The 18,320-nt window shown below is 71.2% G+C and carries 10 protein-coding genes, 7 pseudogenes and 1 riboswitch; of the genes and pseudogenes, 12 read left to right on the top strand and 5 right to left on the bottom strand.

Annotated elements, in window-relative coordinates; translation table 11 throughout:
• Position 1: 1 nt before the first annotated feature.
• The 10 genes and pseudogenes from hpnE (at position 2) to LNW71_RS00520 (ending at position 10,522) form a co-directional block, all read left to right on the top strand.
• Entirely contained in the window at positions 2 to 1,192 is a 1,191-nt protein-coding gene (hpnE, locus tag LNW71_RS00565) for a hydroxysqualene dehydroxylase HpnE (protein ID WP_374119501.1), read from the top strand.
• Positions 1,189 to 2,292, top strand: a complete 1,104-nt coding sequence (locus LNW71_RS00560) for a polyprenyl synthetase family protein (RefSeq protein WP_250966399.1) — start codon at positions 1,189 to 1,191, stop codon at positions 2,290 to 2,292. Before hpnE ends, LNW71_RS00560 begins: the two co-directional genes overlap by 4 nt.
• A 107-nt stretch (positions 2,293 to 2,399) precedes the next feature.
• Entirely contained in the window at positions 2,400 to 4,403 is a 2,004-nt protein-coding gene (gene shc, locus LNW71_RS00555) for a squalene--hopene cyclase (protein ID WP_250966398.1), read from the top strand.
• A complete protein-coding gene (locus LNW71_RS00550; protein ID WP_250966397.1) occupies positions 4,403 to 5,062 on the top strand; it encodes a 1-hydroxy-2-methyl-2-butenyl 4-diphosphate reductase in 660 nt (219 codons plus the stop codon). Before shc ends, LNW71_RS00550 begins: the two co-directional genes overlap by 1 nt.
• Before the next feature lie 5 nt (positions 5,063 to 5,067).
• On the top strand, positions 5,068 to 6,087 hold the full coding sequence (gene hpnH / locus LNW71_RS00545; RefSeq protein WP_250966396.1) for an adenosyl-hopene transferase HpnH: 1,020 nt from the start codon (positions 5,068 to 5,070) through the stop codon (positions 6,085 to 6,087).
• Positions 6,088 to 6,091: 4 nt separating this feature from the next.
• Positions 6,092 to 6,247, top strand: a pseudogene (locus LNW71_RS00540) (4-hydroxy-3-methylbut-2-en-1-yl diphosphate synthase); the annotation flags it as partial.
• 46 nt (positions 6,248 to 6,293) lie between these two features.
• Positions 6,294 to 8,230: pseudogene (gene dxs / locus LNW71_RS00535) on the top strand (1-deoxy-D-xylulose-5-phosphate synthase).
• Positions 8,227 to 9,621 carry an aspartate aminotransferase family protein gene (locus LNW71_RS00530; protein WP_250966395.1) on the top strand — a complete coding sequence of 465 codons (1,395 nt, stop codon included), beginning with the start codon at positions 8,227 to 8,229 and terminating at the stop codon, positions 9,619 to 9,621. The pseudogene dxs and the gene LNW71_RS00530 overlap by 4 nt, the downstream one beginning before the upstream one ends.
• A gap of 68 nt (positions 9,622 to 9,689) precedes the next feature.
• Complete coding sequence (locus LNW71_RS00525) at positions 9,690 to 10,298, top strand: XRE family transcriptional regulator (RefSeq protein WP_250966394.1); 609 nt, start codon at positions 9,690 to 9,692, stop codon at positions 10,296 to 10,298.
• A gap of 47 nt (positions 10,299 to 10,345) precedes the next feature.
• A complete protein-coding gene (locus LNW71_RS00520; RefSeq protein WP_250966393.1) occupies positions 10,346 to 10,522 on the top strand; it encodes a DUF6126 family protein in 177 nt (58 codons plus the stop codon).
• Positions 10,523 to 10,543: 21 nt separating this feature from the next.
• Here LNW71_RS00520 and LNW71_RS00515 read toward each other — a convergent pair.
• A pseudogene (locus LNW71_RS00515) lies at positions 10,544 to 11,354 on the bottom strand (tyrosine-protein phosphatase).
• A 457-nt stretch (positions 11,355 to 11,811) separates the two neighbouring features.
• Positions 11,812 to 12,001, top strand: a riboswitch (cyclic di-AMP (ydaO/yuaA leader).
• 5 nt (positions 12,002 to 12,006) lie between these two features.
• On the opposite strand from LNW71_RS00515, the pseudogene LNW71_RS00510 reads away from it, so the two are divergent.
• Together LNW71_RS00510 and LNW71_RS00505 are read left to right on the top strand one after the other, a co-directional pair.
• Positions 12,007 to 12,929: pseudogene (locus LNW71_RS00510) on the top strand (peptidoglycan DD-metalloendopeptidase family protein).
• Between the two features lie 181 nt (positions 12,930 to 13,110).
• Positions 13,111 to 13,935: an SGNH/GDSL hydrolase family protein gene (locus tag LNW71_RS00505; RefSeq protein ID WP_250966392.1), complete on the top strand. Its 825-nt coding sequence runs from the start codon at positions 13,111 to 13,113 to the stop codon at positions 13,933 to 13,935.
• Positions 13,936 to 14,067: 132 nt separating this feature from the next.
• Here LNW71_RS00505 and LNW71_RS00500 read toward each other — a convergent pair.
• The 4 genes and pseudogenes from LNW71_RS00500 to LNW71_RS00485 all read right to left on the bottom strand — a co-directional run bounded on the left by LNW71_RS00500 (position 14,068) and on the right by LNW71_RS00485 (position 18,313).
• Positions 14,068 to 14,948 (bottom strand): annotated as a pseudogene (locus tag LNW71_RS00500) (STM4011 family radical SAM protein).
• A gap of 7 nt (positions 14,949 to 14,955) precedes the next feature.
• Positions 14,956 to 16,316 (bottom strand): annotated as a pseudogene (locus LNW71_RS00495) (STM4012 family radical SAM protein).
• A pseudogene (locus LNW71_RS00490) lies at positions 16,313 to 17,127 on the bottom strand (STM4013/SEN3800 family hydrolase). Before LNW71_RS00490 ends, LNW71_RS00495 begins: the two co-directional pseudogenes overlap by 4 nt.
• Before the next feature lie 52 nt (positions 17,128 to 17,179).
• Positions 17,180 to 18,313 (bottom strand): STM4014 family protein, encoded by a 1,134-nt coding sequence (locus LNW71_RS00485; protein WP_250966391.1) that lies wholly within the window; start codon positions 18,311 to 18,313, stop codon positions 17,180 to 17,182.
• Between the last annotated feature and the right edge of the window lie 7 nt (positions 18,314 to 18,320).

Raw genomic sequence — 18,320 nt, 5'->3', positions numbered from 1 at the left:
GCTGCTGCACCGCCTACCGCTGGTTCCTCGACCGGGTCGACGGCACCCGTCTGGCCCCCCTGCAGAACCGCTTGGACGTGCCCGTCCTGGACGTCGGGCGGCCGGCCGGCCCCCGGCTCGGACGGCTGCGCCGCAACGCGCTGCCGGTCCCGTTCCATCTCGCCGCCGGGCTCGCCGGCTACCCCACCTCTCGCTCGCCGAGCGCGCGGGCGTGGGGCGCGCCGCGCTGGCCCTCGGCAGGCTCGACCCGGACGACCCGGCACTGGACGCCATCGACTTCGGCAGCTGGCTCGCCCGGCACGGCCAGTCGCCGCGCACCATCGAGGCACTCTGGGACCTGGTCGGCGTCGCCACGCTCAACGCCACCGCACCGAACTCCTCGCTCGCGCTCGCCGCGAAGGTCTTCAAGACCGGCCTGCTGTCCGAGCCCGGCGCCGCCGACATCGGCTGGGCGGCCGTGCCGCTCGGAGACGTGCACGACACGCTCGGCCGCAAGGCTCTGGACGCGGCGGGCGTCCGCACGCAACTGCGCACGAAGGCCGGAGCGATCACCCGTACCGACGGCGGACGCTGGAGCGTGGACACCGGCGCCGAACAGATCGAGGCGGACACCGTCGTGCTGGCCGTGCCGCAGCGCGAGACGCACGACCTGCTGCCCGAGGGCGCGCTCGACGCACCGGAGCGGCTGCTGGAGATCGGCAACTCACCGATCCTCAACGTGCACGTGGTCTACGACCGCAAGGTGCTGCGGCGGCCGTTCTTCGCCGCGCTCGGCTCGCCGGTCCAGTGGGTCTTCGACCGCACCGAGGCCTCGGGGCTCACCGGCCCCGGCCAGTACCTCGCGCTCTCCCAGTCCGCCGCCGACGAGGAGATCGACCTCCCCGTCGCCGAGCTGCGAGCGCGCTACCTGCCCGAGCTGGAGCGGCTCCTCCCGGCCGCCCGCGGGGCCGGGATCAGGGACTTCTTCGTCACCCGGGAGCGCACGGCGACTTTCGCCCCCGCCCCCGGCGTCGGCAGGCTGCGGCCCGGGACGCGCACCCGCGCACCCGGCCTCTTCCTGGCCGGCGCATGGACCGCCACCGGCTGGCCCGCCACGATGGAGGGCGCCGTCCGCAGCGGTGCCGGCGCAGCGGACGCCGCACTCCTGGCGCTCGGCCGCTCCCATGAACATCCGCTGCAGGAGGCGGCATGAGCAGTATCACCGGAACAAGAGGAGAGTCAGTGACCCCGGCGAATCCGGCTTCCGACACCATGGCGGACACCACGGACGTCACCGCGCTCCTGGAGCGCGGACGGGCCCTTTCCGCGCCGGTGCTCCGGGCCGCCGTTGACCGGCTCGCACCGCCCATGGACACCGTGGCCGCCTACCACTTCGGCTGGATCGACGCCCAGGGCAGGCCCTCCGACGGCGACGGCGGAAAGGCCGTGCGCCCGGCGCTCGCCCTGCTGTCCGCCGAGGCGGCGGGCGCCGCCGCGCAGGCCGGCATCCCCGGCGCCGTGGCCGTCGAACTCGTGCACAACTTCTCGCTGCTGCACGACGACCTGATGGACGGCGACGAGCAGCGTCGCCACCGCGACACCGTGTGGAAGGTGCACGGCCCCGCCCAGGCGATCCTGGTCGGCGACGCGCTCTTCGCGCTGGCCAACGAGATCCTGCTGGAGCTCGGGACGGTCGAGGCGGGCCGCGCGGCCCGGCGGCTGACCTCGGCCACCCGCAAGCTCATCGACGGGCAGGCCCAGGACATCTCCTACGAGCACCGCGAGCGGGTCACCGTCGAGGAGTGCCTGGAGATGGAGGGCAACAAGACGGGCGCCCTGCTCGCCTGCGCCTGCTCCATCGGCGCGGTGCTCGGCGGCGCCGACGACCGCACCGCCGACGTCCTGGAGGCGTACGGCTACCACCTCGGCCTCGCCTTCCAGGCGGTCGACGACCTGCTCGGGATCTGGGGCGACCCGGAGTCCACCGGCAAGCAGACCTGGAGCGATCTGCGCCAGCGCAAGAAGTCCCTGCCGGTCGTCGCCGCGCTCGCCGCGGGCGGACCGGCCTCCGAGCGTCTTGGCGAGCTGCTCGCCGCCGACGCGAAGAGCAGCGACTTCGACAGCTTCTCCGAAGAGGAGTTCGCCGCCCGTGCGGCACTCATCGAGGAGGCGGGCGGTCGCGAATGGACCGCCCAGGAGGCCCGTCGTCAGCATGCGGTCGCCATCGAGGCGCTGCACGGTGTCGACATGCCCGAAACCGTGCGGGCGCAGCTCACGGCGCTCGCGGACTTCGTCGTCGTACGAAAGAGATGATCACCATCTGGTCCATATGACTCGCAGTCGCCGGCCGGTGCCCGCCATGGGCGCCGGCCGACGGAGACCCCAGCACAGCAGAGGACCAACTGCACGAAGGGGAAGCCATGACAGCGACGACCGACGGAAGCACCGGGGCTGTGGATCCCCGCGCAGCCTCGGCCAGTAGACCGACAACCGAATCAACCATCGCCGCGGACGACGTACTGGCCGCCGCGCGGCGGGCCGCGGAACGCTCGGTGGAGCATCTCCTCGGCAGGCAGGACGAGCAGGGCTGGTGGAAGGGCGACCTCGCCACCAACGTCACCATGGACGCGGAGGACCTCTTACTCCGACAGTTCCTCGGAATCCAGGACCCCGCCACGGTCCGGGCGGCCGGCCTCTTCATCCGCGGCGAGCAGCTGGGCGACGGAACCTGGGCCACCTTCCACGGCGGGCCGGGCGACCTCTCCGCCACCGTCGAGGCGTACGTGGCACTGCGGCTGGCCGGTGACCGGCCGGAGGAGCCGCACATGGCCCGCGCGGCGAGCTGGGTCAGAGAGCAGGGCGGGATCGCGGCGAGCCGGGTGTTCACCCGGATCTGGCTGGCCCTCTTCGGCTGGTGGAAGTGGGACGACCTCCCGGAGCTCCCGCCCGAACTGATGTTCTTCCCCAAATGGGTCCCGCTCAACATCTACGACTTCGGCTGCTGGGCCCGCCAGACCATCGTGCCGCTCACGGTCGTCTCCGCGAAGCGGCCGGTCCGGCCGGCCCCCTTCGCGCTGGACGAGCTGCACACCGACCCGGACCAGCCGAACCCGCCCAGGCGCATTGCCCCGGCGGCCAGTTGGGACGGTCTCTTCCAGCGCCTCGACAAGGCACTGCACCTCTATCACCGGATCGCCCCGCGCAGAGTGCGCCGGCTCGCAATGAACGCCGCCGCCCGCTGGATCATCGAGCGCCAGGAGAACGACGGCTGCTGGGGCGGAATCCAGCCACCCGCCGTGTACTCCGTCATCGCCCTGCATCTGCTCGGCTACGACCTCGACCACCCGGTGATGCGGGCCGGACTCGCCTCGCTGGACCGCTTCACGGTCTGGCGCGAGGACGGCGCCCGCATGATCGAGGCCTGTCAGTCCCCGGTCTGGGACACCTGCCTCGCCACCATCGCGCTCGCCGACGCCGGGCTGAGCCCCGACCACCCGGCGCTGGTGAAGGCGGCGGACTGGATGCTCGGCGAGGAGATCGTGCGGCCGGGCGACTGGTCGGTACGCAGGCCCCAACTCGCCCCGGGAGGCTGGGCGTTCGAATTCCATAACGACAACTACCCCGATATCGACGACACCGCCGAGGTGGTCCTCGCGCTGCGCCGGGTCCGGCACCCGGATCCGGCACGGATCGAGGCCGCCATCGAGCGCGGGGTGCGCTGGAACGTCGGCATGCAGTCCCGCAACGGCGCCTGGGGGGCCTTCGACGCCGACAACACCAGCGCGTTCCCCAACCGGCTGCCCTTCTGCGACTTCGGCGAGGTCATCGACCCACCCTCCGCCGACGTCACCGGGCACGTGGTGGAGATGCTCGCCATCGAAGGCCATTCCAGGAACCCCGCCACCCGGCGCGGAATCGAGTGGCTGCTCGCCGAACAGGACGCCGCCGGAGGCTGGTTCGGCCGCTGGGGCGTCAACTACGTCTACGGCACCGGGTCGGTGGTCCCCGCTCTGGTGGCCGCCGGACTTCCCACCGCGCATCCCTCCATCCGGCGCGCGGTCGGCTGGCTGGAATCCGTCCAGAACGACGACGGAGGCTGGGGCGAGGACCTGCGCTCGTACAGCGAGGTGAAGTGGATCGGCCACGGAGCCTCGACCGCGTCCCAGACCGCCTGGGCGCTGCTCGCACTCCTTGCCGCGGGCAGACGCGACACCGTGGCCGTCACGCGCGGTGTCGCCTGGCTCGCCGAGACCCAGCAGGCCGACGGCTCCTGGGACGAGCCGTACTTCACCGGCACCGGCTTCCCCTGGGACTTCTCCATCAACTACCACCTCTACCGGCAGGTCTTCCCCCTGACGGCACTCGGGCGGTACGTGCACGGCGACCCGTTCGCCGGCCGCACCGACATCCGTGAGGGGGTCTGATGGGCGAACCCGCGGGGCCGGCCGGCCCCGCCGCCCCGCTGCTCATCGCCTGCGCGCTGGGCATCGAACAGCTTGCCCTGCGCACCGGCAGGAGCAGGACGGACAGCGCCTCGGGCCCGGTGACCGTACTCCGTACGGGCATGGGGCCCAAGGCGGCCGAAACAGCGGTGGCCCGGGCGCTCGGCGAGGGCCGGGCCCTCGGCGCCGCGGTGATCGCCTCGGGGTTCTGTGCCGGACTGACGCCCGGCATGCACCCCGGGGACCTGGTGGTGGCCGACGAGACCCGGATGGCGGGGGAGGCGGCCGCCTGTACCGGCACCGGCCTGCTCGCCGACGCGCTGGCCAGGGCCGTACCGGGACGCACCGTCCACACCGGCCCGCTGACCGGCTCCGACCATGTCGTACGCGGGCATGAGCGGGCCGAGCTGCGGGCCACGGGGGCGATCGCGGTGGACATGGAGTCCGCCGCGACCCTGCGCACCGCTCTGCGGTCCGGGCCCCGCCCGGTTGCGGCCGTACGGGTGGTCGTGGACGCTCCAGAGCATGAGCTCGTCCGCATCGGCACGGTCCGCGGTGGAATATCGGCATTCCGCGTTCTTCGTGCCGTCCTACCGGCTTTCTATGAATGGCACCGATCTTTGCTGCTCCCCAGGAGGTGAGCTAGATGGCCATGCCGCTCCGTCAGTCCATCAAGGTTGCGACGTACCTCATTGAACAGAAGCTCCGCAAGCGGGAGAAGTTCCCGCTGATTGTCGAGCTGGAGCCCTTGTTCGCGTGCAATCTCGCCTGCGAGGGCTGCGGGAAGATCCAGCATCCGGCCGGAGTTCTCAAGCAGCGCATGCCGGTGGCCCAGGCCGTCGGCGCGGTGCTCGAATCGGGCGCCCCGATGGTTTCCATCGCGGGGGGCGAGCCTCTGATGCACCCGCAGATCGACGAAATCGTCCGTCAGCTGGTGGCAAAGAGGAAGTACGTCTTTCTCTGCACCAATGCGATGCTGCTGCGGAAGAAGATCGAGAAGTTCACGCCTTCGCCGTACTTCGCCTTCGCCGTGCACATCGACGGGCTGCGCGAGCGGCACGACGAATCGGTCGCCAAGGAAGGGGTTTTCGACGAAGCGGTGGCCGCGATGAAGGAGGCCAAGCGCCGCGGTTTCCGGGTCACCACGAACTCCACCTTCTTCAACACCGACACCCCGCAGACCGTCATCGAGGTCCTCAACTACCTCAATGACGATCTGAAGGTCGACGAGATGATGATCTCGCCCGCCTACGCGTACGAGAAGGCACCCGACCAGGAGCACTTCCTGGGGGTCGAGCAGACCCGCGAGCTCTTCAAGAAGTCCTTCGCGGGCGGCAACCGGGCCAAGTGGCGCCTGAACCACTCGCCGCTCTTCCTGGACTTCCTGGAGGGCAAGGCCGACTTCCCGTGCACGGCGTGGGCCATTCCCAACTACTCGCTCTTCGGCTGGCAGCGGCCCTGCTACCTGATGAGCGACGGGTACGTGCCGACGTACCGGGAACTCGTCGAGGAGACCGACTGGGACAAGTACGGCCGCGGCAAGGACCCGCGCTGCGCCAACTGCATGGCGCACTGCGGCTACGAGCCCACCGCCGTCCTCGCCACCATGGGGTCGCTGAAGGAATCCCTGCGTGCCGCACGGGAGACCATCGGCGGGAACCGGTGACGTGATGACCGCTGGAGACCCGGTCGCACCGGGTCTCCCCACGCTGCCGGCCCGGCCGCTCGCGATGCGCCGCCACACGCGGCGCATCCAGGCCGGGCCGGTGGCGGTCGGCGGGGGTGCGCCGGTTTCGGCGCAGACGCAGGGACGCCGTCGGGGGTCCCCGCCGTCACCGTGAGCTGGAACAGGACCAGAGAGGGGGCCCGGGCATGACACTTCTGCAGAGCATCCGGGGGCCGCACGATCTCAAGAAGCTCAACGAACCACAACTGGGCGAACTCGCCGACGACATCAGGAAGTTCCTGGTCGACGCCGTGGCCAGGACCGGCGGTCATCTGGGGCCCAACCTGGGCGTGGTGGAGCTCTCCATCGCCCTGCACCGGGCCTTCGACTCGCCCGTGGACCGCATCCTGTGGGACACCGGCCACCAGAGCTACGTACACAAGCTCCTCACCGGGCGGCAGGACTTCTCCAAGCTGCGGGGCAAGGGCGGCCTCTCCGGCTACCCCTCCCGCGAGGAGTCCGAGCACGACGTCATCGAGAACTCGCACGCCTCCACGGTGCTCGGCTGGGCCGACGGCCTGGCCAAGGCCAACGAGGTGCTCGGCCGCCCCGACCACGTCGTCGCGGTCATCGGTGACGGCGCGCTGACCGGCGGGATGGCCTGGGAGGCGCTGAACAACATCGCAGCCGCCAGGGACCGGCCACTGATCATCGTCGTCAACGACAACGAGCGCTCCTACGCCCCGACGATCGGCGGCCTGGCCAACCACCTCGCCACCCTCCGGACGACCGACGGCTACGAACGCTTCCTCTCGTGGGGCAAGGGCGTCCTGCAGCAGACGCCGGTCATCGGGCAGCCGCTGTACGAGTCGCTGCACGGCGCCAAGAAGGGCTTCAAGGACACCTTCGCCCCGCAGGGCATGTTCGAGGACCTCGGCCTGAAGTACGTCGGCCCGGTCGACGGGCACGACACCGCCGCCGTCGAGTCCGCGCTGCACCGCGCGAAGCGCTTCCACGGTCCGGTGCTCGTGCACTGCATCACCGAGAAGGGGCGCGGCTACCAGCCGGCCCTCCGGGACGAGGCCGACCGCTTCCACACCGTCGGTGCGATGGACCCGCTGACCTGTGCCCCGCTCGTCGCGTCGGCCGGCCCCTCCTGGACCTCGGTGTTCGGGGACGAGATCGCGGCGATCGGAGCGCGGCGGCCGGACGTCGTCGCCCTCACGGCCGCGATGCTCCACCCCGTGGGTCTGACGAGGTTCGCCGAGGCGTTCCCCGACCGGGTCTGGGACGTCGGGATCGCCGAGCAGCACGCGGCGGTCTCGGCGGCCGGACTGGCGACCGGCGGGCTGCATCCGGTCGTCGCCGTCTACGCCACCTTCCTCAACCGGGCCTTCGACCAGCTGCTGATGGATGTCGCGCTGCACAAGTGCGGAGTGACGTTCGTCCTGGACCGGGCCGGCGTCACCGGGCCGGACGGGGCGTCCCACAACGGCATGTGGGACATGTCCTTGCTCCAGGTCGTGCCGGGGCTCCGTATCGCGGCACCGCGCGACGCCGACCAGCTGCGGGCCGAGCTGCGCGAGGCCGTCGACGTGGACGACGCACCGACCGTGATCCGGTTCCCCAAAGAGGCGGTGGGGGAGTCAATCCCCGCCGTCGGACGGATCGGCGGCATGGACGTCCTGCACCGCGTCGAGGACGCCGATGTCCTGCTGGTCGCGGTCGGTGTCATGGCCCCGTCTGTCTGCGGGCCGCCGAGCTGCTCACCGGCTCCGGGCTCCGCTGCACCGTGGTCGACCCACGCTGGGTCAAGCCGGTCGACGAGCAGCTCGCCCCGCTCGCCGCACAGCACCGCCTCGTCGCCGTCGTCGAGGACAACAGCCGGGCGGGCGGCGTCGGCTCGGCGGTCGGTCAGGCGCTGCGGGACGCAGGGGTCGACGTACCGCTGCGGACGTTCGGCATTCCCGAGCAGTTCCTCGCGCACGGGAAGCGCGCCGAGGTGCTGGCCGACATCGGGCTCACACCGGTCGAGATCGCGGGGCGGATCAGCACCACGCTGGCCGCAGGGGAGACACCCGCCGACGGCGGGTACGACGAGCGCAACGCCCTGGGCAACGGGCACAAGGAGAGCGGGGCATGAAGGACGAAGGGCCCAAGGGCTTCGATCTGGCGCAGCTCCTCGCGGAGCGCGGCGCCGAACGCTACGAACTGCACACGAAGTACCTCAACCACCAGCTGCCGCGCATGCTGCACACCATCGGCTTCGACAAGGTCTACGAACGGGCCGAGGGCGCGCACTTCTGGGACGAGCAGGGCAACGACTACCTGGACATGCTCGCCGGTTTCGGTGTGATGGGGCTCGGCCGGCACCACCCCGTCGTGCGCAAGGCGCTGCACGACGTACTGGACGCCTCGCTCGCCGACCTCACCCGCTTCGACTGCCAGCCGCTGCCCGGCCTGCTGGCCGAGAAGCTGCTCACGCACAGCCCGCACCTGGACCGGGTGTTCTTCGGCAACAGCGGCACGGAGGCCGTCGAGACGGCGCTCAAGTTCGCCCGGTACGCCACCGGGAAGCCGAGGATCCTGTACTGCACGCACGCCTTCCACGGCCTGACCACCGGCTCGCTCTCGGTCAACGGAGAGGCCGGGTTCCGGGACGGCTTCGCCCCGCTGCTGCCCGACACCGCGATCGGGCTCGGTGACCTCGAAGCCCTGCGGCGCGAGCTCAAGCGCGGCGACGTGGCCGCACTGGTCGTCGAGCCGATCCAGGGCAAGGGCGTGCACGCCTCGCCGCCCGGCTTCCTGCGCGCCTCCCAGGAGCTGCTGCACAAGCACAAGGCCCTGCTCATCGCCGACGAGGTGCAGACCGGACTCGGCCGGACCGGGGACTTCTACGCGTACCAGCACGAGGAGGGTGTCGAACCCGATCTGGTCTGCGTGGCCAAGGCGCTCTCCGGCGGCTACGTGCCGGTCGGGGCGACCCTCGGCAAGGACTGGATCTTCAGACGCGTCTACTCGTCGATGGACCGGGTCCTGGTCCACTCGGCCAGTTTCGGCTCCAACGCCCAGGCGATGGCCGCAGGGCTCGCGGTCCTCGCCGTGATGGAGGACGAGGAGACGGTGGCGAACGCGCGCCGCACCGGTGATCTGCTGCGCGAGAGGCTGGCCGCACTGGTCGGCCGCTACGAGCTGCTGCACGAGGTGCGGGGGCGCGGGCTGATGATCGGCATCGAGTTCGGCCGGCCGTCCTCGCTGAAGCTGCGCAGCCGCTGGACCATGCTGCAGGCGGCCCGCAAGGGGCTCTTCGCGCAGATGGTGGTCGTGCCGTTGCTGCAGAAGCACCGGATCCTCACGCAGGTCTCCGGCGACCACCTCGAAGTGATCAAGCTGATCCCGCCGCTGGTCATCGACGAGCCGGACGTGGACCGGTTCGTGACCGCGTTCACCGCGGTGATGGACGACGCGCACAACGGCGGGCTGATGTGGGACTTCGGCCGGACCCTGGTGAAGCAGGCCGTCGCCAACCGCTGATCCGCGGCGGATTTTGCCTCGGAGGCAAAAAATTTGCCTCCGAGGCAGGATCCTGGCCCAATGAGGACATGAATCCTCCGGACGGAGGGGCGGCCGACGAGCTGCCCGGTGTCGCGCCACGCCTGCGCGATCTGCGCCTCAGCCGTGGTCTCACCCTGGAGACCGCGGCCCAGCGGGCCGGGCTCTCGCCCGCCCATCTGTCCCGGCTCGAAACGGGCCGGCGCCAGCCCTCGCTGCCCATGCTGCTCGGTCTCGCCAGGATCTACGGTACGACGGTCTCCGAGCTGCTCGGCGAGATGCCGCCGGAACGGGACGCGATCGTGCGCGGCCGGAGGTTCGAGGGCGCCGAGGCCGACGGCTGGACGTACCAGCAGGCCGGCGGCTCCGGCCGGGCGATGCAGGCGCTGCGCGTCCGGGTCCCGTACGGCGTCCAGAGCGACCTGGTGCGCGTCCATCCCGGCGAGGAATGGCTGTACGTCCTCGCCGGTCACCTCAGGGTGACCCTCGGGGAGACGGTGCACGACCTCGCTCCCGGCGACAGCGCGCACTTCGACTCGCTCACCCCGCACCGCATCGCGGCGCCCGAGCGGGCGGGCGCCGAGCTGCTCTTCGTTCACACCCTGCTCCAGAGCCCCGCCGCCGAGCTGTGTCTCGGCAGCGGGATCCACCGTCGCTGAGGCGCCGGCCCCGCCACCGGCATGTCCGGTCGTCAGAGAGGACTGTCATGTCCGATTCCGAGAACTACGACCCGCTCACCCCGGCCAGGCGCAAGGACTCCGACTCGCAGGAGCGGAAGATGCCGCGCGGGCTGGTCATCCGGCTGTTTGCCTACCTGGTCGCCGGGCACGTCGTCGCGGGCTTCCTCTACCTGCTGTTCGCGGTGGGGATGCACAACCAGTAGCCGCGGACGCCTCCCGGCTGCTCACGCCTCTTCGAGAAGGCGCTCGCGCAGCCGCTCCCGCGTCTCGGGAGTGACCTTGAGTCCCTCCGTGAGGTAGCGGTCGGTGCTGCCCAGGTCTCGTCGATCGTGGCGAAGGCGGCGGCGAGGTAGTCGCTGTGCGCGCCGAAGAGCGGGCTGAGGAGCTCCATCACCTCGGGGGACATCCCGGCCGCCGAGGTGTCGCTGCGACGGATCTTGTAGCGGCGGTGGGCGTCGTTGGACTTGAGGTAGTCGGCCTCGATGTCCTCGCGGCCCACGCCGACCGCGAGCAGGGAGATCGCGATCGAGAGCCCCGCGCGGTCCTTGCCGGCCGCGCAGTGCATCAGGGCGGGAACGCTGTCCTTCGCCAGGGCGTGCAGCACCCGGCTGTGCTCGGCGGTGCGGTCCAGGATGATCGTGCGGTACGAGGCGGACATGCGGGCCGAACCCTTGCCGTCGGCGAGGATCGAGCGCAGCTCGGCCATGTTGCCGTCGCGCACCATCCGCCAGAACTCGCTGCCGTCCGCCGGGTCGGTGAGCGGGATGTTCACGTTGCGCACGCCGGGCAGCTCCACGTCCGGGCCGTCCAGCTTGTGGTCCGCGGCGTTGCGGAAATCGAAGACCGTGTGCAGTCCGAGGGTGCCGAGAAACGCGGTGTCCTCAGCCGTGGCGTGCGCGAGGTGGCCGCTGCGGTAGAGCCGTCCGTACCGCACCCGCCGACCGTCCGAGGCGGGCAGCCCGCCCACGTCGCGGAAGTTGCGCACCCCGCCAGCTCGGGTTCCGTCGACGGGGTCTGCGGCAGCTGCTGCGTCACGGTCACTCCTGGAGGCTCTGCCGCCGGCGCGTGTCGCCGACGGGTCCACTCTCGTGACGATACGACATTGATTCCTCAGCCAATCATCTTGTCCGCCGCCCTCTGCGGGTCCCGGACCGGCCCGGTCGGGGGCTGCCCCGGGACACGCGGCGGGGTGGCTCCGGTGCCGGACGGCTGCGACGCCGGCGCGAGAGCCGGGCATGACATGTCCGGATTGGGGCATTTAGTCGAACATGCCCTGCTTATGCGGGAGATGGTCACCCGTTCGTGAGCGGGATCATATCCGTGACGGTGTGTGGCGGCGGTCCGGTTGGGTATTCCGTGCGCCGTGCGGAAAGCCAAGATCCTTAATCCACGGAGTGTGACCGTAATTCCGCGCCGAATTTCCGGCGCGGAATCCGCTCCGGAACCTGCGGCTTGTTTCCGCTGTCCCGGCTCGCTTACGTTCCATGTCAATCCGGATGGAACGCCTAATCCTGCCGCCGTCCGGAATTCACGCACCCACTCACCGTGTGGCAGGAGCGGGGGAACCAGGTAAGCCGCCGACCGGAGAGATCCGGCCGGCTCGGGGTGAAGTCGCGCCAGGCGCGACCGGGCATCTCCAGCCCGAACCCGACAGCTCACCTCGCAGGCGCCGGAGAGGAAATCCTTCATGCCCATATCGGGTAAGCACCGCCGTCCGAAGTCCAGCACCATCGCCCGTGGCGTCGTCGTCGCGAGCGCCGGCGGAGCCGTCATCGCGCTTCCGCTGCTCGGCGCCACCGGTGCCAACGCCGCGGAGCAGGCCGCTCCCGCCACCTCGAAGTCGGCCGCCGCCACGCACTCCACCCGGCCAAGCCGGTCGCGGACAAGCAGGCCGGCACCAAGACGTACTCCGTGGTCTCCGGCGACTACCTGTCGAAGATCGCTGCCGAGCACAAGCTCAAGGGCGGCTGGGAGAAGCTGTACCAGGACAACCGCAAGGTTGTCGGCGACGACCCGAGCCTGATCTTCCCGGGCATGAAGCTGACGCTCGGCGGCAAGGCCTGGGGCCACGCCTCGACCACCGCCTCGCACACATCCACCCCGTCGAAGGCTCCGTCGAAGGCTCCGGCCAAGACCGAGACGAAGGCCCCCGTGGCCTCCAACGCCTCGGTGTCCGACGACACCTCGGCCGACCAGGGTGACAGCTCCGGCTACGTCCACCCGGTCCCCGGCAACCACACCACCGCCTACCGTGCCTCCGGCGCCAACTGGTCCAGCGGCAGCCACACCGGCATCGACTTCCCCGTCTCCACCGGCACCAGCGTGAAGGCGATCACCTCCGGCACCGTCGTCACCGCCGGCTGGGGCGGCGCGTACGGCAACGAGGTCGTCATCAAGCACGCCGACGGCCACTACTCGCAGTACGGCCACATGTCCTCGCTCTCCGTCTCGGCGGGCCAGACCGTGACCGCGGGCCAGCAGGTCGGCCTCTCCGGCGCCACCGGCAACGCCACCGGCCCGCACCTGCACTTCGAGATCCGCACGGGTCCGGCGTACGGCTCGGACATCGACCCGATCGCCTACCTGGCGTCGCACGGGATCAACGTCTGATCCAGCAACACCGGTCCGGTGACCCGGACCTGAGCAATACATAGAGGGACGGTGTGCGGCGGCGCACCGTCCCTCTGCTTATTCCCCTTTACCAAAATCTGACCGGGTGGTCTATGTCACTACCCGTCAACCCCTTATTACGGTCGCGTAGGTCACATTCGACGGTGCAGGATTGGCCCTTGTGGCAGACGATTCGAACATCAACCAACAGGGCGTCATCAACAGACATCGCGCCATCGGGTCGTACGCGGCTATTGGCGACAGCTTCACCGAGGGCGTCGGTGACCCCGGTCCGGACGGCACCTTCGTCGGGTGGGCGGACCGGCTCGCGGTGCTCCTCGCGGGCCAGCTCCCCGGCCCCGAAGCGGCGCGCAGCAATTTCGGATACGCCAATCTCGCCGTACGAGGACGTCTCCTCGACCAGATAGTCGAGGAGCAGGTACCGCGGGCCAGGGAACTCGCCCCGGACCTGGTGAGTTTCTGCGCCGGCGGCAACGACATCATCCGGCCGGGCACCGACCCCGACGACGTGGCCGAGCGTTTCGAACGCGCGGTCGCGGAGCTGACCGAGTCGGTCGGCACGGTCATGGTCACCACCGGCTTCGACACCCGCGACGTCCCCGTGCTGCGTCACCTGCGCGGCAAGATCGCCACCTACACCGCCCACGTACGGTCCATCGCGGACCGCTACGACTGCCCCGTGCTCGACCTGTGGTCGCTGCGCTCCGTGCAGGACCGGCGCGCATGGGACGGCGACCGGCTGCATCTGTCGCCCGAGGGGCACACCCGGGTCGCGCTGCGCGCCGCCCAGGTCCTCGGCCTCGATGTGCCGACCGACCCGGACCGGGAGTGGCCGCCGCAGATGCACCGCGGCACGTTCGAGGTGCGGCGCGACGACATCCACTGGGCACGCGAGTACCTGGTTCCGTGGATCGGACGCCGGCTGCGCGGAGAGTCCTCGGGAGACCATGTCGCGGCCAAGCGGCCGGATCTGCTGCCGCTCTGAGGGACCGGGCCGCACCGGCTCCTGAAACCCGGTTGGAGTTCGCCGAACGGTTCCCGCCCGGCGAACTCCGCGGCAGCGGGCGCACCCAGGAGCACCGGGTCACGCGGCGCCCCGGGCATGCCGTGTACATGGCTACGGGCTGCCCCGACCTGTCCGGGGCAGCGGCTGCGCAGGTATCCGCTCCAGCACGCCGCCCGCGAAGACGTCGTACAGCGGCAGCGTCTCCAGATGCACATAACCGATGTGGCAGTCGCAGACGGCGAGCGGGCAGCCCCGCGGGCCCAGTGCCCGGCGATAGCTGCCGTCGTAGAGATTGCCCAGCTCGGCCCGGACGAAGTGGCAGCGGCGCACGGTCCCGTCCCCGTCGACCGAGATGACCGACTCACCGGTCCGGCAGGGCAGCCCGGCCGAACGGTGCGGATGGCGGCTGTAGGGAAACAACGGGTCGATCGCCGTCCACCGGTCTGCCTCCTCGTCCGTATACGTGTGACCCTCCGCGGCGTTGACCCAGAGATAGACCTCGGGCGGGAGCGCCGCCCGCAGCCGCCGCGCCTCGTCGAGATGACCGCTCAGACCGACCACCCCGACGCTGTGGCGAATCCCCAGGGACGTCAGCTCCCCGCACCGGGCGAGGAAGCGCTCAAAAGGTGTCTGCCCGGGTGGTAGGTGCACCAGAGCGCGATCCTGTCCCGGCCGGTGGCACCCGCCGAGGCCAGCCACTGCGTGCGGCCGCTGAGGTTCGTCTGGATCGCCACCCGGCGGATGTGCGGCAGCCGGGCCAGCTCGACCAGTGCCCGGCGGTACCAGGAGCGGACCAGGCCCTCGCCCCACGGGGTGAACAGCACGGAGATCCGGTCACCGGTCTGCGCCGCCGCCCACGCGGTGAACCGCTCCAGCGCCGCGCGGTCGGCCCGCAACTGCGCCGGGCTGTCGCGTCGCTTGGCGAACGGGCAGTAGGGGCAGTCGTAATCGCACGACGCGAGCGGACCGCGGTAGAGAATCGTCAGGTCCATGCCGGGCTCACTTCAGCTCGTACGCGGCCATCGCGGCCCGTACAGCGGGGGAGAAGAGGTCGGGGCCCAGGGCGTCGGAGTGCGCGAGCCCCTCGGGCGTCAGGCGCAGGACCCCGGCGGCCGCCGCGTCCGGGTCCAGCCAGCCCCGGGCTTCGAACAGGGCGAGTTCTTCGCGGAAGTCCTCCTGCGGGGAGGTGCCGAACCGCTCGCGGTACTCCGCCACCGGCATCCCCGCGGCCTGCAGCACGGACTGGAGCAGGTGCCGGCGACGCGCCTCGCCACCGTCGGTGAACCGCCCCACCTCGGCGTGCGAGAAGTCCTCGGTGGCCGTGTACCCGTCGATGATCGCCCGGACTTCCCGCATTTCCACCGCGTAGTCGAAGGAGTAGTGCAGCCGCGAGGTGTACGAGCGCGCGCCGCAGCCCAGACCGATCATGCCGTCGGTCTGGCAGGCGTAGTCGTCGGGCCCGTCCGTCAGCGGCGCGCCGGCCCGGCGGAACATCCGCATCGACACCTGCTCGTAGCCGTGGGACAGGAGATGATCACGACCCGCCCGGTACAGCCGCAGGCGCTGCTCGTCCCAGGCGGAGTCCGCGTCCGTGGCCGAGCCGCCGGACCGGCCCAGGCCGGTCAGCGGCCGGACGTACAGCGGGTAGAGGTACAGCTCCTCCGGCCGCCACTGCAACGCCGCGTCGAGCGAGGTGCGCCAGCTCTCCTCGGTCTGCCCGTCGATGCCGTAGATCAGATCGATGTTGAGCACCGGGATGCGGGCGTCCCGGATCAGGCCGAGGGCCGCCTCCACCTCGGCACGGCGCTGCGGGCGGACCGCCGCCCGAGCCTCGGCCTCGACGAAGCTCTGCACACCGATGCTGATCCTGGTCGTCCCCGGTCGGCGAGGACGGCGAGCCGGTCGGCGGTCGCGGTCGGCGGCGAGGTCTCCACCGACAGGGGCACGGCCCGCAGATCGGCGCCCATGCGCTTCTCCGCGATGTCGCACAGCCGCTCCAGCTCGCCCGCGGTCAGGAAGGTGGGGGTCCCGCCGCCGAAGGCCGCCGCGGCGAAGCGCACCGGCTCGTCGTCACCGAGCGCCTCCCGCACGGCGGTCGCCTGCCGGTCCAGCGCGTCGAGGTAACGGGTGGTGAGCGCGTCGGGGGCGCCTATGCGGGTGAAGAGGTTGCAGAAGCCGCACCGGATCTCGCAGAACGGTATGTGGAGATAGAGCGAGAGCGCGTCCTTGCGTTCCACTGCCCACAGCTCACGCAGCGCGGGCCGCCCGGCGGGGTGCTCGGACAGCCTGCCGTAGGCCGTCTTGTGCGGATAGGCGTAGACGTAGCTCTGGTAGGGGCGTACGGGGTGCGGGCTGGTCATCGTGCGGTGGCCCCTCGGTCCAGGAAGAAGTGGGCGTACGGAACGGTCCAGACGGACTCGTGGCCCAGCCGGTGACCGGTGTATCCGTCGTCGCCGTACGCCGTGCCGTGGTCGGAGCAGACGATGGCGAAGGCGCGGCGGCGGCTGCTCGCGGCGGCGAAGAGGCGGCTGATGTGGGCGTCGACGTACTCCAGCGCGGCGGCGTGGGTGTCGCGGCTGTCACCTGCGTCGCGGGTCGCGCCCGAGCGGTGGAACCAGTTCGGCTGGTGCAGCGCGGAGACGTTGACGAAGAGGAACAGCCGCTGGTCGGGCGGGAGGTCCGCGACCACGCGTTCCGCGCGGCTCACCTGCGACTCGAAGGAGGTCCGCGACGCGACGCCGAACTCCGGCTCCCAGTGCGCCTCCTGGAACATCCCGGCAGCACCGAGCCGAGCGGGGCCTGCCGGTTGAAGAACCCGACGCCGCCGATGCAGACCGTGCGGTACCCGGCCGCGGCGAGGCCCGACAGGAGATCGGGGGTGTCGAAGACGAAGGTGCGCGCGGCAGTGGTCTCGCTGCCGGCGAACCGGGCGGCGAAGAGCCGGGGATGCGGCCCCGGCGCGGCCGGGGTGGGCAGGAACCCCGCGAAGATCGCCTGGTGCGACGCGTAGGTGAAGCTCCCCGGGGCGTGCCGCTTCTCCCAGACACCGCCCGGCAGATGCCGGGCCAGATTCGGGATGCACCCGGCGGCGGCGAGCTCCGCCGCCACGTCGTACCGCAGGGTGTCCAGGGTGACGAGCAGCAGGTCGTGGCTGCCCACGACCTCGCTCATGTCGGGGTTCACGGCATCGGCGACGCCCGGAGGGAACTCGCCGGAAGGGGACTCAGGATGAAGCGATGACACGGTGATTCCTTGCTCGGTTCCGTACGGCGGCTACCTGCGCCGCATAGGTGTCCAGGCCCTCGGCGCCGCTGCCCGGCAGACCGGTCAGCCGCGGCAGCAGATCACCGAAGGCGTTGACCTCACCGACGGCGAAGCGCCGCCAGCCGGTCGAGGGCAGCAGATCGACGCCCACGCTCAGGGTGTCCGGGAAGGCCGCGGCCGCCCGCTCGCACACCGCGAGGGCCTCGCCCCAGCTGCCGCCCGCCGCCTCGACGGCGCTGCGCACCTCGTCCAGATCGCCGCGCGCACCGCCGAGGTGCAGATTGGTCATGGGGGAGCGGCTGGTGCGGACGACGGCATGGGTCGCGCGGCCGTCCACCACCACGACCCGCAGATCCGCGGCCCGGCCACGCTGCGAGGCCTTCGGCAGCCAGCGCTCGATGTGCAGCCCGTCCGGCGCGAGCGCGTCGACGACCGCCGCCACCTCCCGCTCCGTCGTGAGGCTGCGCACCCGCAGCGAGTTGTGGAGCCGTCCGTCCCGCTCCCGCTCGACCGAGGTGGTCGCCCGCAGCCGGCCCGGCCCGGCCGTCTCGACAGCCAGCACCCCGGAGGCCGACGACCCGTGCGCGAGCTTCACGAAGACCCTCGGCATGCGGTGGTCCGCCATCAGCTCACGCACATCCGCCCAGCCGCGCACGGGGGGCGCGACGGGGCCGGATGTCGGCGAGGGCGGCACGGGTACCCCCGCCGCGGCCAGCATCCCGTGGCACAGCCGCTTGTCGAACAGCACCGCGAGGTCGCCGGGGTCGTCGAGCAGCACCGCACCGACGGCGGTCGCCGCCCGGGCCACGTCCCCGACCGCGGCGACGAACCGTGTGTACCAGCGGGCCGAACCCTCCACCCTGGTCGGGTCGTCGACGCCACGCAGCAGCCGCTCGACCCAGGGGTCCTCGCCGGGGGAGTCGATGCGCACGGTCTCCCCGGGCAGGAAGGCCGCCTCGCCCCTCAGCACCTCCAGCCAGGACACGGTGCGCACCTGCGGCAGCCCGGCGGTGCGCACGGCGTCCCGGAAGAGAGCGACCCGGCGGCTGCCGGGATTGCCGACGACCGCGAACCGCGGCGGCGCGCTGTTCACCGCCCCC

This window comes from Streptomyces sp. RKAG290, from assembly GCF_023701695.1.
Lineage (GTDB): Bacteria > Actinomycetota > Actinomycetes > Streptomycetales > Streptomycetaceae > Streptomyces.
The sequence above is the reverse complement of the archived record's forward strand: the minus strand, read 5'-3'. Positions and strand labels throughout refer to the sequence as shown.